At 36.3% G+C, this 15254-nt stretch carries 15 protein-coding genes; 8 read left to right on the top strand and 7 right to left on the bottom strand.

Going from position 1 to position 15254, the window contains the following annotated elements; all coding sequences use genetic code 11:
* Nucleotides 1-135 precede the first annotated feature (135 nt).
* Complete coding sequence (locus ACOMC3_RS12550; protein ID WP_420316234.1) at nt 136-1185, bottom strand: DUF6588 family protein; 1050 nt, start codon at nt 1183-1185, stop codon at nt 136-138.
* A gap of 163 nt (nt 1186-1348) precedes the next feature.
* Here ACOMC3_RS12550 and ACOMC3_RS12545 point away from each other — a divergent pair, with 163 nt between their 5' ends.
* Nucleotides 1349-1792, top strand: a complete 444-nt coding sequence (locus tag ACOMC3_RS12545; protein WP_420316233.1) for a Fur family transcriptional regulator — start codon at nt 1349-1351, stop codon at nt 1790-1792.
* Between the two features lie 28 nt (nt 1793-1820).
* On the top strand, nt 1821-2450 hold the full coding sequence (locus ACOMC3_RS12540) for a peroxiredoxin (RefSeq protein WP_420316232.1): 630 nt from the start codon (nt 1821-1823) through the stop codon (nt 2448-2450).
* A gap of 71 nt (nt 2451-2521) precedes the next feature.
* Here the strand turns inward: ACOMC3_RS12540 and ACOMC3_RS12535 are convergent, their stop codons facing one another.
* Together ACOMC3_RS12535 and ACOMC3_RS12530 are read right to left on the bottom strand one after the other, a co-directional pair.
* A complete protein-coding gene (locus ACOMC3_RS12535; protein ID WP_420316231.1) occupies nt 2522-3556 on the bottom strand; it encodes a DUF6588 family protein in 1035 nt (344 codons plus the stop codon).
* A gap of 19 nt (nt 3557-3575) precedes the next feature.
* A complete protein-coding gene (locus ACOMC3_RS12530; RefSeq protein WP_420316230.1) occupies nt 3576-4091 on the bottom strand; it encodes a hypothetical protein in 516 nt (171 codons plus the stop codon).
* Nucleotides 4092-4265: 174 nt separating this feature from the next.
* Between ACOMC3_RS12530 and rsgA the strand changes: the two genes are divergently transcribed.
* Both rsgA and ACOMC3_RS12520 read left to right on the top strand, forming a co-directional pair.
* A complete protein-coding gene (gene rsgA / locus ACOMC3_RS12525) occupies nt 4266-5180 on the top strand; it encodes a ribosome small subunit-dependent GTPase A (protein WP_420316229.1) in 915 nt (304 codons plus the stop codon).
* 40 nt (nt 5181-5220) lie between these two features.
* Nucleotides 5221-6024 (top strand): DUF4197 domain-containing protein, encoded by an 804-nt coding sequence (locus tag ACOMC3_RS12520; RefSeq protein WP_420316228.1) that lies wholly within the window; start codon nt 5221-5223, stop codon nt 6022-6024.
* A gap of 272 nt (nt 6025-6296) precedes the next feature.
* On the opposite strand, the gene ACOMC3_RS12515 is transcribed toward ACOMC3_RS12520, so the two are convergent.
* Nucleotides 6297-7139: a glycosyltransferase gene (locus ACOMC3_RS12515; RefSeq protein WP_420316227.1), complete on the bottom strand. Its 843-nt coding sequence runs from the start codon at nt 7137-7139 to the stop codon at nt 6297-6299.
* Nucleotides 7140-7251: 112 nt separating this feature from the next.
* Here ACOMC3_RS12515 and ACOMC3_RS12510 point away from each other — a divergent pair, with 112 nt between their 5' ends.
* Nucleotides 7252-8436, top strand: coding sequence for a glycosyltransferase (locus ACOMC3_RS12510; protein ID WP_420316226.1), 1185 nt, complete (start codon nt 7252-7254; stop codon nt 8434-8436).
* Here the strand turns inward: ACOMC3_RS12510 and ACOMC3_RS12505 are convergent.
* Complete coding sequence (locus tag ACOMC3_RS12505) at nt 8414-9304, bottom strand: GNAT family N-acetyltransferase (RefSeq protein ID WP_420316225.1); 891 nt, start codon at nt 9302-9304, stop codon at nt 8414-8416. The two genes, ACOMC3_RS12510 and ACOMC3_RS12505, sit on opposite strands and share 23 nt — an antisense overlap.
* A gap of 96 nt (nt 9305-9400) precedes the next feature.
* Here ACOMC3_RS12505 and ACOMC3_RS12500 point away from each other — a divergent pair, with 96 nt between their 5' ends.
* From ACOMC3_RS12500 to ACOMC3_RS12490, 3 genes are read left to right on the top strand one after another with little or no spacing between them, the layout of a single operon-like run.
* Nucleotides 9401-10513, top strand: a complete 1113-nt coding sequence (locus ACOMC3_RS12500) for a hypothetical protein (protein ID WP_420316224.1) — start codon at nt 9401-9403, stop codon at nt 10511-10513.
* Complete coding sequence (locus tag ACOMC3_RS12495) at nt 10510-11112, top strand: IMPACT family protein (RefSeq protein ID WP_420316223.1); 603 nt, start codon at nt 10510-10512, stop codon at nt 11110-11112. Before ACOMC3_RS12500 ends, ACOMC3_RS12495 begins: the two co-directional genes overlap by 4 nt.
* Nucleotides 11109-11549, top strand: coding sequence for a DinB family protein (locus ACOMC3_RS12490; protein WP_420316222.1), 441 nt, complete (start codon nt 11109-11111; stop codon nt 11547-11549). Before ACOMC3_RS12495 ends, ACOMC3_RS12490 begins: the two co-directional genes overlap by 4 nt.
* Before the next feature lie 295 nt (nt 11550-11844).
* Here ACOMC3_RS12490 and ACOMC3_RS12485 read toward each other — a convergent pair whose 3' ends face one another.
* Together ACOMC3_RS12485 and ACOMC3_RS12480 are read right to left on the bottom strand one after the other, a co-directional pair.
* Nucleotides 11845-12672: a DUF4249 domain-containing protein gene (locus ACOMC3_RS12485; RefSeq protein WP_420316221.1), complete on the bottom strand. Its 828-nt coding sequence runs from the start codon at nt 12670-12672 to the stop codon at nt 11845-11847.
* Nucleotides 12669-15146 carry a TonB-dependent receptor gene (locus ACOMC3_RS12480; RefSeq protein WP_420316220.1) on the bottom strand — a complete coding sequence of 826 codons (2478 nt, stop codon included), beginning with the start codon at nt 15144-15146 and terminating at the stop codon, nt 12669-12671. Before ACOMC3_RS12480 ends, ACOMC3_RS12485 begins: the two co-directional genes overlap by 4 nt.
* Between the last annotated feature and the right edge of the window lie 108 nt (nt 15147-15254).

Genomic DNA, 15254 nt, shown 5'->3' with positions numbered 1-15254 from the left:
TGGGTGGTTACTTTTTTTATGCATATAGTATATATCTAATGCATAACACAAATTTATTCATACACCTGTTTGACAAGTAAAAAAGAAAGTCCCGTTTTTGACGGGACTTTTCTTTTTATATACGGTTCTTATTTTCTATCTGATGCTTAAACCAATCCCAGCAGTGAACGTGTTATACTTCTGGATCGTGTATTCTGTATGAACAGTAAGAATTAGCAGTTTTATTCTTAATCCTAAGTTTACACGTGGTGAACTACCACCAGAAAAAGTTAGATCAACAGGATCGTTCACTGTTTCGCTTTGTCCGGTTGATGTGTCGGTGTAAGTAAATGCTCCATCGACATTCATTGAACTACTAGCTATATTGTATCCAATACCCATATAAGGTGTAAATATTGCAAGTTTCTTAGAGACTATCCCCTGAAGCGTAAATGATGATGCTTTTAAAGTTGCTAAGCCATCAGCCTGAAATTCAGGTGATGTCTCATCAATAACATATTCTGCATTCAACTGATTGAATCCAGCAAAACCTGAAAAGTCAAAAGGAACTTGCTTTAAACCAGGAATCCATTGTTTCAGGTCGTGTTTGATACCAATTCCAAATACATTAAAACTCCCTTCATCACCAGCAGCACCAAAATCACTGGCATATCTAATAATAAGATCGGTATTCTTTGGTAGACCAATCCCAAGTTGAACAGCTGGTACAGGAAATCCTACAATTGGTAGGTCTTCGGCATCAAAACCTGAAGGAGCATCAAAAACCACATCATTTTCATAAGTAACCCCAGGAGCAACTTCAGTTGAAGCTGGAATTCTTAATACGGAGGAGGTTTCTCCACCCACTGCTGTTGGTAAGATTGGAGATCCTGAGTCCAGTTCAAGATTGACCCAATTCCGACTGTTAAAGTCAAATAGTCTGTCATCTTCAGGGATGTTGGCTATGTTAACTGTTGCTGTTAGATCAAATCCTAACAATTTATGTGTTTGAGCAGTATTATACCACCCTCCACTCAATCCATTATTGAAGGAAATCATCATGGATTCTGTATATGCCCCTAAGTATTGATTAGCATCCTCCGTACCACTTTTAAAAATCTCTCCAAATTCCTGGGATTTTGCAGAATGGTTAAGACCAACTATACCTATAAATGTTAAAATGAAATACTTCAAATGGTTTTTCATGACTATTATCTTGTTTCGCTAATTGATTTAAAGTTTGAAGCTGCAATTAACTAAGATTTTAAGAGAATTTTAATTCTTATGTCGAGTGTATAGTAAGGTTTAATCGAAATCTTTGGAAAGGTTAATTATGTGATTTAATTTCGCATTTAAGAATTATTCCTAAATGGAAATTACTAATCAAATAAAAGAACGTCTCAGTGAAGTTGGCCTCAAAGCCACACATCCAAGAATAGTTGTTCTTAGGCAGTTGATGGTGTCTAATGACCATCCAACTGCTGAATCCATTCATGAAACAATTCGAGAAGAAAATCCTTCAATCTCCCTTGGAAGTGTTTATAGAGTTCTTGATGTCCTTGTTGATTCAGGATTAATTCAAAGGGTTTCTGTCAGATCAGGTTCGAAAAGATATGATGCAAACATGAATCCCCATGGTCACTTTTATTGTCTTAAGACGAATAAGATCCAGGATTTCTATGATGAGGAATTGTATGGACTGATCAATGAGTTCTTTAGAAAAAAACGTATAAGGAATTTTAGAATAAACGAAATCAAGCTTCAGGTGAACGGTGAACGAATAGATCCTGAAGCGGATGTAACAATAATTTAAACTTTAACTTTTAAAACAAACTAAAAACATGTCATTAGTAGGAAAAAGAGCACCTATTGTAAATGCACCAGCAGTAATCAACGGAGAGGAAATCGTAGAAAATTTCTCTTTGGATCAGTATATCGGTAAGAAAGAAGTAATGTTCTTCTTCTATCCAAAGGACTTTACTTTTGTTTGTCCAACTGAGATTCACGCATTTCAAGAAAAGCTTGAAGAATTTGAGAAAAGAGGAGTTGCAGTGGTAGGCGCTTCATGTGATACTGAAGAAACCCATCTGGCTTGGTTGATGACTGACAAAGATAAAGGTGGAATTTCTGGCGTTACATATCCATTGGTGGCAGATCCATCTAAAACTGTGGCATCTAATTTTGGTGTTTTAGCAGGAGATTGGTCTTATGATGAAGAAGGAAATTTAGAATTCGAAGGTGCTCCTGTAGCTTTTCGAGGTACATTCTTCATTGATAAAGATGGTATCGTTAGACATGAAACGATTAATGATCTTCCATTGGGAAGAAATATTGATGAGATGTTAAGAATTGTTGATGCTTGGAAGCATGTAGAAAAGCATGGTGAGGTATGCCCGGCTAACTGGGAAGAAGGTAAAACAGCTATGAATGCAACTAGAGAAGGAGTTGCGGAATACCTTTCCAGCAATTAAGTAATTAGTTACTAAAATAAAAAAAGGGTTGATCATTTGTGATCAGCCCTTTTTTGTTGATTTATTCTGTCTTATCGAATACTAATTCCAGCCCCAATTGTTAAGGTGTTATATTTTTGAATTGCATAATCTGCATGAAGTGTCAGAATTAAAAGCTTCAATCTGAATCCAACATTTATTCGAGGACCTGTAGACAGGTATTTAAAACTAATAGGGTCTGTATATGTCCCTGAAGGATTATCGTCTGTAATTTCCGTTTCATAAGTTCCCTCAAGGTCGAAGTTCGTTGTTGTTGTAGCTACACCAACACCACCAAACACAGTCAAAATTGAAAGTTGCTTGGATAAAAGTCCTTGCATGGTAAATGAGCTTATGCTCAAAGAGGCGATTTGATCCGGGCTATCTGGATCTAGAAATAGTTTTGTGCTTATATTATTCCATCCCACAAATCCTGATACATCCCAAGGTATTTGCTTGAAACCAGGAACCCACTGCTTCAAATCATGCATTACTCCCACACCAAACATTCCAAATTCAAAATCATCCTCTTCAATTGTAGGTATGAATCGAATTTTTAGATCGGTGTTTTTGAAAACACCAAGCCCCACTTGAATCATGCCTGAAGGAACTGCGTTTATTGGTATCACTTCTTCCAACCCAAGTCCGGTCGGTGATGTAATTGAAATGGTTTGTTCTTCTCCATTTAGTTCTGATGTATAATCTAGAAGTGGGAGCTCATCAGCCGGGAGGTTTGGACCAAATAGTGTTGGCGCTTGATCTGTAGGACTATTGGGATTAAGAGAAATATTAGTGTATTCGTTTGGATTGAATGTAAAAAACTCGCCTTTAGAAGGTACCAAAGCAAGTGTGGTAGTAGGAGTTATATCAAAGCCAAGAAGCTTATGAGGTTTGGCAGTATTATACCACCCACTATTTATTCCATATCCAAAACCTAAAAATGCTGGTTCCAGGTAGCTTTCCATTAGGTTTTCAGCATCACCAGCACCTGCCTCAAGAAATGTACCTAAATCAAGTTGCGCTTTTAGAATAGAAGAAGATGAAATTAAAAATGTGAAAATTATTAATCTGTTGATAAAATTTTTCATTGCTGTGATTTTGTGATTATTAATCTACTTTAACAGTTGCCAGAGCATTAATGGCCAGCTCTATATCGAAGTTATTATCTCCAAATGGCCCATCTGCATTTATACCTAAGCTAATATTTACATCTCTACTGCGTAAAGCGTTACTTAAGTTATTTAAATCAGATTGACTTGCTATGAGTGGTATTACTGCACCATCAAAAAGAGATACATTTCCAGAATTGAAATCAATTCCATTGGCATTGACATTAACTTCACCAGTTAAAGTGTTAGGTAAATTCTCTCTGAAATTTCTCAATGTAACAACCAAGGAATTCACTTCTAATTCCATAATTAAATCACCATAATCGCTTATCTCAGAATTCACTGTGGTTGATGATGATTCATTGAAACTAGATGCAAACTCAAGGCCTGCCTGACTTGCATTAAAGTCAGTTTCATAATCACCACCTACTTTTATTTGAACTCCTGCATTGCCACAACTAAAAACCATTGCGGAGCAAAATATTCCTAAAAATAAATATTTAGCATGTTTCATTGTTTTGCTGTTTTATCGTTGGTGTTAAGTAAAACTAAAGAAAGTTTCTGTTTAAGGAAATTCAACGGATCATGCAAACACTTAAATCAATTGATTAAAATGAGCATATGTATTATTATTTCCAGCGGAACATATTCATTTGTCTAGTATTGCAATGAAGAAACTTAATCATTGATGAAGGCACTGGTAACTAAGTCAACGGGATTGTGGTATGAGGTGAAGGCCAAGGAAAAACAGGTAGTCGCTCGATTACGTGGAAAATTTAAACTAGAAGACAAAAAGTTGACTAATCCCATCGCAGTTGGTGATTGGGTGGAAATAGAGCCAAACAACCAAGTAGATGAAGAATGGGTAATATCTACCATTCATCCAAGAGAAAACTATGTGTTAAGAGAAAGCCCCAGAAAAAAAGGTCATGATCACCTCATTGCAAGTAATATTAGCCAAGGGGTTTTGATTGTAACACTAAGGCAGCCCCGTACTTCTATAGGTTTCATCGATCGTTTTTTAATTACTCTGGAGGCTTTTAGAATACCAGGAGTTATACTTTTTAATAAGCTGGATCTTTATAAAAAAAAGGATATTGACAAATATGAAGAACTAAAAACCATATACACTGATATTGGATATCAGGTTTTTCTTTGTCAGTTTGATAAAGAAATCGATGGTGAGGTTAGTGCTTTGTTTGACAACAAGATTAGCTTATTGTCAGGTCATAGTGGTGCGGGAAAATCGACGCTCATAAATCAAATAGTACCAGGTGCTGATCAGGAAGTAAAAGAGGTCTCTGGTTTTGCAAATAAGGGAGTGCATACCACCACTTTTGCAGAGCTCTTTTGGCTCAACGATGATTCTGCAATAATTGACACACCTGGTATCAAAGAGCTTGGATTGTCTGAAATAGAGGAAGAGGAACTTTCACATTATTTTCCAGAGATGAGGCAGTTTTTAGGGAAATGCAAGTTTCATAATTGCCTTCATGAAAATGAACCAGGATGCAAAGTAAAGAGTGCTGTAGGTGATCAAATTTCTAAGTTGCGGTATGAAAGCTATCTATCAATCTTAAGAACAGAAGATAGTAGGCGCTAAATTTGCTTTGATTTAGTTTGAGTATAAAAAAGATATTGAAATGGCTAATTTGAAAAAATCATTCCTGCTAGTAATTGTTGTTGTGGGTTGTTCACTTGTTTCATGTGAATTGTTTGATGAAACTACAAATCCTCTTTCTGAGTCTGAAATAATTGAAGGACTAAAAGAGGCTTTGAATATTGGGTTAGAAAATTCTGTAAATAGTGCCTCATCAACCGGTGGATACTTGCAAAATGAGGTAATCAAAATTCTGCTTCCTGAAGAAGTTACTGAGCTACAAAACAAGATTCAAACTGAAAGCATTGGAGGAATTGTCCCTCTATCTGTGGTCTATGATGCTTATATCAATATCGAGAATGGTGGCAATGATTTATTTGAAGAGCTCATAACTGCAATGAATAGGGGTGCCGAATCAGCAGCATCAAAAGCACTTCCAATTTTTGGTGATGCCATCTTGAATATGTCATTTGATGATGCACGAGGGATATTAAATGGAGGAGAGACAGCAGCCACAGATTTCTTTCAAAGCACAACAAGCGATGCGCTTTTTACTGCATTCAATCCTGATGTAAAGGAAGCTCTTGATGCAACCGGGGCAAATCAATTATATACTTCTACCGTTTCTTTCTTGAATTACGAATATGATCCTACTGGACTTGGCTTCAATACAGTTAGTCCTAGTGATGTGCTGAGTGTCGAATTACCAGAAAGCATTGATGAGTATGCAACCACGAAAGCAATTGATGGCCTGTTCTTTTTGGTAGGAGAGGAAGAAAAGAAAATACGTGAAGATCCATTTGCTTGGGGGAGCTCAATTATTGAACGAGTTTTTGGAAGCAATTAAAAAAAGGGTCACTCATACGAGCAACCCTATCACACAACCAACCTAACTCGCACAATTGCGAGTGCTTATTTATTAACAATCATAACCCTAATAGTGTTCACTCAATTTTGAGTGTTTTTTCGGATCTATTATTACTTTTTCCGAATTGATTTTTAAGGATCATATTCGAAATTGCTTTTATTGTTATTATTGCTTGCTCTTTGAAAACGGTAAGCGCCAGAGTATTGAAAATATCCTCACTCAATCCTGCTAATACTTTGAAATTTGAGTAATTAAAGCAACTTCAAAAATGGAAAAATGAGATTGATATTCCCTTGTTTTAAGCATTGCTTTACTTCATAAAGCACTCTTTGCCTGAGAGCTGAGCGTTCATCTTTTGTTTTATTCAGCTTTTTAATTTTCTGACAAACTTTTAGGGTAGATTGTTGGTGCTTCGATCGAAACCTGAACTGTTGATCGGACAGAGAGCCAGCTAGAATCCTCTTTTTTACTAATATTTCATCGGTGAATGCATAGTGCCAATCACGCGATGATCGGATCCAGAAATCAAAGTCTTCATAGCTTAGTGTTTCATCATAACCTCCCATTTTATTCAGGACGTCTCTTTTGATCATCATTGACGGAGGAGATATAAAATATCGTTTGATAAGATCAGTATAAATATCCCCTTGAGGAACATCTTCAATCAGACGATCGCTCGTGTTACGTTTGAAGTGACTTCCGATATTATTTCCGTTTTTATCAATATTCATCACGTCACAAAAAGTTACTCCTGCATCCGTTTTTAGAAAAGTATTGACACCCTTTAAAATACGCTCTGGCATAAGGCAATCGTCACCGGCTAAATCAATAATGTATTCTCCGGATGACCTCTGGAATCCTTTATTGAAGGCAGTACAATTACCAATTGATGCCTCCAGGTCCAAAAAAACAATGGAACTATCAGCGATAACATCTTTTATCTCCTCCTTACTACCATCATTGCTTCCATCATCAACAATGATTAGCTCTACATTAGGATAGCTTTGTTTTAGTACCGAATTGATTGCTTCACGTATGTATGGGCGCTGATTATGACACAGACATATGACCGAAACCAATGGTAATTGATTCATTCCGGCAATTTCACATTTGAGATTGTTAATACCAATTATATTCGGGGTGAATAGCTAAAGTTAGAATTTGACTTGCTGGTAATGCAAATAGTTATTCTTTTGAACTGAGAAAATGAACATATTTATCATTCCTTCCTGGTATCCCTCTAAAAGCAATCCAATTTATGGGATCTTTAATCAAGAGCAAGCACTTATTCTAGCTAGTCAACGACCACATTTCAACGTTGGTGTTAGCAAATGGGGCCAAGGAGATGAACGATTTTTACTTCCTGCATATTCACCAAGTTCAATTTTCAAAATCTTCAAAAAACATGATCCGCAGGTGAGTCATCTTAGGTCGAATCTGACTGAATACTTCACACCTGCTTTTACTTGGACAAGAAAAGTCTTAAAGGGTAATATCGATGGGATTTATAATTCCAATAAACGCAACCTTGAACAATTTATTAATCAATATGGCAAAGCGGATATCATCTGTGCTCAAGCAACTTATCCTGCTGCATTAATAGCCAAACGTTTAGCTCAAGAACTTGATGTGCCCTACACAGTCACAATCTTTATGAGCCCTTTTCCTTTTAATGAGTTTTTAGATAAAAAAGGTCAGTTAAAATCATTGATAAGTGAGCCATTACAGAATGCAAATAGACTATTGAGTTCGTGCAATGCTTTAATGCAAACGATGAGATCATTTGAGCTTCAAAATATCTCAGTTATCCCCCTTCCTGTGGATACAGATTATTTTACTCCTGATCAATCCACTATACCAGCAAAGATTACCATTTTGTCTGTTGGTCGACTAGAAGAACAAAAGGGTTATGATATTTTGCTTAGGGCTATTCAGAAAATTGATGAACCAATAGAATTGAGAATTGCGGGTGATGGGAGCCTTCTTAACAAATACAAAAAATTAGCTATTGACCTTAAACTCGATCAAAAAGTCAAGTGGCTGGGATTGCTAGACAAATCACAAGTTCGAGAAGAAATGCGAAGCTGCAGTTTCTATGTTCTCTCGAGCCGGCATGAGACATTTGGAATTGTGCAAACTGAAGCGATGGCTTGTGGAAAGCCTGTAGTTGCTACAAAATGTGGTGGCCCGGAGGATATTATCTCAGAATCTAATGGCATCTTATGCGAGAATGAAGATGTTCAATCATTAAGCGATGCAATTAAAAAAATGATAACTGAGTACAAAACGTTTTCGTCTGAAAAGATTCGAAAAGAGACCGTTTTAAAATATGGTCCTGAAGCCTGGGTTAATCAAATAGAAAATGTTTTTAAAGAGATAATCGCAATGTAGGCTTTGAGGTGGTTAACCCGCCCATTCGTTCTTTGAATAGTTTTAAGGGCTCCTGGGGTTTCCCTTCAATGGAAGAAATCCCAAGGTCAAGATATTTATATCCTTTCACTCTGTAATACTCCACCATCCCTGCTATTAGTAGAACCATTGGACTTTGATTCCGAAACATTGGACTTGTGGCTGGTAAGTAGTAATAGGTTATTTGATCTGTGACGTTTACACTAATGCACACCGCAGATATTTTTTGATCTCTGAAAACACCAAAACACTCATACTTTCCAGGAAGGTTTTCATTCAGGAGCTTTAGCCGTTCCCATTCAATATTTATCTGGAGTCCTTGTGCCTGTCTGCAAACCGTCAGAAATCTATGAGCTGTTAAAAGCTCATTTTCCTCCATCTTCCGAAAAACAAACCCATCATCTATCAATGTTTTCAGTTTTCTTTTTTGCATGGTATGAATATCGTCTTCCCAATTTTGATTCAGAGGGATATGCTGATTTAAATCTTCAAATAAGATTTCACCTCCGTAATCCTTTAAAATTTCCGGGGCTGGATAATTTGAATATATGGATGAAGGGTGATGAAGGATTAATTCAGTTACATTTTTATTTAGCAAATCATTTTTTATATGATTAAGGAATGATTCTAATCCCACGGATGTTTCATTGAGGCAAAAAATGGAACCAAAAGGACTTCTGGGAATGCTTATTGCACGATTATCAATGATATCTGCCGGCATAAAGAAACTATCTGATGAATAAGCCAAAAATTGCTGGTACTGCTGGGAATTAAAGTAACCCTGCTGATAATATGAATGTCCTTTATGAAACGTTAAATCTTGAGGAGATGTAAAAATGGTTGGTGTCATTGTTTGGTAAAATTAAAGGCAAGTCAGTTTTTTAAAGCACATGTCCAACGTTATCTTGCATCTTAGATTTTGCCAAAAAACTTAATTAATTGAAGCTTGAAAAAAATCATATTTTTCTTTCTTTTAACTGTAAATCTTCAGGTAATCGGCCAGGTGTTCAAAGAGGGCCCGGTTCAAAACCTTGTAAAAAAGGCAACTGATCATATTTATAATGCAAAGCCTGATTCAGCTGAACATTATATAGCTAAAGCCGAAAAGCATTTACCGAATCACCCAGTGATCCCATTAATGAGGGCAATGGCGATACTTTGGTACGAAATTCCAATTATCTCAGAAAGTGAATTTTTGAAAATGGAAATTCAGCTTGATTCGGCCATTGCACTTGCCAGAGCTCAAGATCCCGAACTTGAACAACCAGAAATGATCTTTTTTGCAATGGCTTCTTACGGATTACTTGCAGAATACTATGCAGATCAGGACTACATGGTGAAAGCCGTAAGTGAAGCAAATCGAGCATATGGGTTAATGAAAAAAGGATTTGAAATAGTTGATGAATATCCTGAATTCTTGTTGACAACAGGACTTTACAATTACTTCAGAGATAAGTATCCTGAAAAACACCCAATGTATAAGCCTTTGTTGTGGTTCTTTCGAAGTGGAGATATTGATAAGGGACTTTCTCAGCTTTTAAAAGCATGTAATGAGTCCTTTTTAACAAAAGTGGAAGCACATGTTTATTTAAGTTATATCTATCTGCGATATGAATACAAACCAAAACTTGCTCAAAAATACTTGTCGATTCTTTGTGAGATGTATCCAAATAATTTCTATGCGAAAGCAAAGTATTTGGAGTCACTTGCTAATCCTGAGGATTTTGCGACTGCACCTCTAGATGATATTCATGCCATGATTACTCACGAAAGCCCTTACTATAAGCTAGCCGGATATGTTTTCCTTGGATACTTTGAAGAAAAGATTATTAAGAATAAGGAAAAGGCAGAATACGCATATAGATTAGGATTGGAGTATGGCGAGAGTATTCCGCAGCATGGAGAGTTTTTTAAAAGTTTTGGATACTTGGGTTTAAGTAGAATTCTTCTTGAAACGAATAGGAAAGAAGAAGCTAGAATTAATCTCGAAAAAACTTTGCAATATGCTGAAACAGATCAAGTTGAAAAAGAAGCAGAGAAATTACTAACAGCACTTTGAGTTCATATTACACCATCGCTTCGCCAGCAGAGGGATTTTACAAGGAGAAGGGTAGTAAATTTATTTCTCGAGCCTATTCAGTCCGGTCTGAGGAGGAAATAAAGATTGTTCAAGATGATTTAAGAAAAGAGTTCCATGATGCACGCCATCATTGCTTTGCTTGGGTTCTTGGACTAGAAAATCAGTCCTGGAGGGCAAATGATGATGGCGAACCAGCACATTCTGCCGGAGATCCAATTCTGGGACAGATAAGATCACATGGTTTGACTAATATATTAGTCGTTGTTATCAGATACTTCGGAGGCACCAAATTGGGAGTGGGAGGACTCATTCAAGCCTACAAACAAGCAACAGAAGATGCATTACATAAGGTAAAAAAAGTTGAGATATTCGAATGGTTCACTTTGAAGATGAATTTTTCCTATGATATGATGAGTCAAGCAGAACGGGTAATCAATGACTTTGAACTTAATGTTCAAAACCGTGATTTTAAATTGTCATGTGAAATCGTTTGCCTTATTAAAAAAGATCAAATAGCTTCATTTCAAGAAAAGACTAAAGACCTCTATAATATAGCGTTTAAAATAGAAGAACAATGACCGCTACTGAATTTCAAAAGCTTTTTATTAGAGACCTTGACAAGCTCAATGATGAATTAAAAGCCTATACGAATGAAGATGCTTTATGGATCAAGGCTGATGGAATTAATAATTCAGCTGGCAACCTATTCATGCATTTGTGTGGTAATCTGCAGCACTTTATAGGAGCAATTTTGGCCAACTCCGGATATGAACGGAAAAGAGATTTTGAATTCAATGGAAAAATGGCTGTCGAGGAGATATTTGATGAAATTGCTACCACAAAAAATGTATTAAGTAATTACTTCGAGAATGCGAGTCAGTCCGATTTAGCTAAAGAATACCCTTTACAGCCTTTTGGGTATGAAATGACTGTAAGCTATTTTCTAAATCATTTATTAGGCCATCTAAACTATCATTTGGGACAAATCAACTATCATAGACGTATTTTAATGTAAATTAAAATAATCCAATTTAAAATACGTATTGTGATATGTTAGCACATATCCTCCTTGAATACTTCAATCGCCATTTTAGTTAATCGTGTATAAACATTGATTTATCTAATATTTGGGTTGTATAGACGAATCCATCACTTCTGTTACAGATTTCTTAGCTAATCTTGAACTAAAGAAATTCAAAACAATCCATAGCTGGTTGAATTAGAACGGAGTTGCTTTGGTGAGGGCGCTCCGTTTGCTTTTTACATCAAATGCGTTTCCTCCAAGATCTCTTTCTCACTGATTAACCACCTCATTCAACAAAAACGGAATCGATGCTACTGGAAGCTGATCCGAAAAAACCAAGGACCATTCGATCATCATCAGTATAAGATAAATTTCCTTCAACAATTGCAGGTGTTGTTCCGCTAGAGGTTCCAAGCGTTGTGATTTGCGATTTTAAAAGGGAAAGATAATTGTGAGCACTTGATGAAATAGATTGTAGCTGCAAGGTTATTTTTTCACCAGAATCATATCCAAAAGCTTGAAAATTATTAGGTATTAAGTTTCCATTAAATAGTCGATCATTTTGAATGGTAATAGGCTCAGGTTCTGTGAATTGCGTATCATTTTTATAAAAAATCCATCGATATTGATTTTTTCTATCTGCTGGATCAATGGCGTTAATTTTAGGATAGTAGACAGTAAGTTGCTGATTTGGGTTATTGGGATCGTTTTCTTCAAAGGATTCAATTTCCAATGATAAGATATCAACCCTTTCAGGCATAGAGTCCCACTCCGATCTAATTTCAACAGTATCTACGATCGCTAAGAGCCGATATTGATTTCCAGGAGCTCCTCTGAAAGCAATGTCAGCTTCATAATAGCCATTATTGCTATAGGAATATGGGAATACTTCACCTGTGCTTGCCTGTACAATTAATTGAGCATCTTCAATCAATACAATGTCATCCATGCTTGAAAAAGCACTAGATCGTGTTATCCTGACAGGATGCGTGCTAAGGGAATCAGTTACCCACCCTTCAATAACTACCAGATTTTGAGCACTTGGTAAATCGATAGTGATAACTTCTTCACAGGAGAAAAGGACAGTTAGCAATATGTAAATTATCCTTTTCAAAATCTGAAATTATATGTTATGGCCGGAATGATGCTGCCAAAAATTGAATATTTAACCACTTGTGCTACAGCCGGATCAACAGGAGATTCTCTAAAGAAGTATGAATAGGCATTTTTCCTGGCATAAACATTATAAACAGTTAAAATCCAATAATCATCATTCTTCCTTCTTGAACCATCCTTCTTAAATTCTTTCCCTTCCCACTTGATTGATAAGTCTAATCTGTGATAATCAGGTAATCTATCATTATTTCTAAACTGAAAATGAGGGACCAGATTACCTTCATAAAAATACTTATCAGTTGGAAGAGTCACTGGGATACCAGTGTTATACACAAAATTTGCTGAAGCACTCCATCTTTTATCCAACTCCATACTCCAGGAAGTTGAAAAATCATGTGTTTTATCATGATTCTCTAGAATAAATCTTTCGTTCTCGAATTCAGAAATTCTACTTTCAGCACGTGATAATGTATAACTTATCCACCCTTGAAGACGACCTAATTTCTTTTTCGCATATAATTCAAGTCCATAAGCCCTGGCTTTACTTAAGATAAGTTCTGTTTCAATATTTTCATTGAAGACTAGATCAGCTCCGTTTTTATACTGAATGTTATTATCAATGTTCTTGAAGTAAACCTCTGTTGATAATTCCCAGGTATTCTCTTTTAGATTTTTATAAAGTCCGAGGGTAAACTGATTCGTAGTAGTTGGAGGGATGTATTGGTTGCTTAATTTCCAAATGTCAGTTGGTGCTGGAGATATGGTGTTTGATATTAGATGTATGTATTGTGCTGTTCTTGAGTATGATGCTTTTATTGATGTTTTTTCATTTAAACGATAATTTGCTGATGCCCTGGGTTCAAAGTTTATGTCTTTGTTGATTATCTCATATCTCGCATATTTCAACGTGTCAATAATAGCTGAATCAGCTGTTGGAGTACCGTTTTCGTATGCAAATACAGTTCCAGGTCCAATCGTCAATAAGCTACTGGCACGGAGACCATAGTGAAATGAGATGTTACCGAAACTTGTTTCATGACCTATGTGTGCGGCAGATTCAAGGCCTTGTTCGTTTTCGAGTCGAACACTGTTTGTATTGGAATTCTGATCCAAAGGCTCACGGGTTCCAGGTAAGAGTCTGTGATAAATGTTACTGATTCCAAATGTGAGTTCATTATTGGGATCAATGGTGTATGTCATATTGATTTTTGTGCTGTAATCGGCAATTTTTGATTTGCCAACAAACGCACCTGGAGCTTCTGTGCTCTCTATTCTGTAATTATATTCCGAAACAAATGCTGAGATGTTTGAAAAAAGCTTTGGAGAGAAAAGGTAATTCCATCTGAAATTAAGCATTCGATTACCCCAGTTCCTGGTAGAGTTTAAGCCCACCAAGTTCCGATCATTACCTAAATACCCAGATAGGTAATAAGTACTCGCTTGGCTATACTTAAAATTCAATTTCACATTCAAATCCTGAAAACGGATCCGATTTCTTCGAACAGAAGTACTGGCAAAATCATCAATAGAAAGGTTTAATAAGCTTTGTCTTCCGGAAACTAGAAAAGAACTTTTTCCTTTCGTGATTGGGCCCTCAAGCAATGCCCTGGCTGATAATATACCAATACCTCCCGAAAAGTGAGTCTTGTTAGCATTTCCCTCTTTTTGCCTCACTTCGATAATCGAAGATGTTCTACCACCATACGAAGGGGGTATAAATCCTTTCATTATCCGTACATTGTTTACTGCTTCAGGGTTAAAGACAGATATTAATCCATAAAAATGATTCGGATTATAAATGGTAGCTTCATCAAGTAGAGTGAGATTTTGATCTACTCCACCGCCTCTGACATGAATCCCGCTTGCATCTTCTCCAATAGCCCTGATTCCAGGTCTCAAAAGAGCATTTTGAATCACATCAACTTCTCCCAGAAAATATGGAATATTACCATCAGCACCTGAAATTGAAATCCTATCTATAGACGGAATATTTTCAGAGATATTGATATCCTGTGAAAGGGAAAAAACCTCTACTTCATCAAGTTCTGTGACCTGAGGTTGTACAGATATATCTAAATAGGTATTTCTAAAAAGCTCAACCTTTGTTTCTTTATTCTGATAGTTTATGTGGGAAAATCTGATGTTGTATTCTCCCTCGTTTAGCGTGATGGAATAGTAACCATATCCGTTGGTTGTTGTACCCAAATCGGTTCCTAATATTTGTAGTGTTGCTCCAATTATATGTTCTCCTGATTCACCATTTCTCAATACCCCATGAATGGTATATTGCTTTGGCATATGTGGGGATATAATTATTTGATTTTTATCAAATCGAATATCAGCGATTCTTTCATTATCCAAGTAATCTAAAAATTCTCTTACCGTTATTCCAGGATTAACACTGATGGTCTGATTGGTGAGTTTATCCGTGCTGTAGGCGATTGGGATTCCCATGGATCGGAGTGAATCCAATGATTTAAATAATGATATTTCTCCTGAAAATATCAGATTACTTTGAAGGGCACTTTGTTGTGCAAAGGCACACATCATCAGGCACACCATCAAAAGTGCTAAAATGTT

The sequence above is a fragment of the Ekhidna sp. genome (genome assembly GCF_965212185.1).
Taxonomy (GTDB): Bacteria; Bacteroidota; Bacteroidia; order Cytophagales; family Cyclobacteriaceae; genus Ekhidna.
Note: the sequence above shows the minus strand (reverse complement) of the source record. Positions and strands in the feature narration are given on the sequence as shown.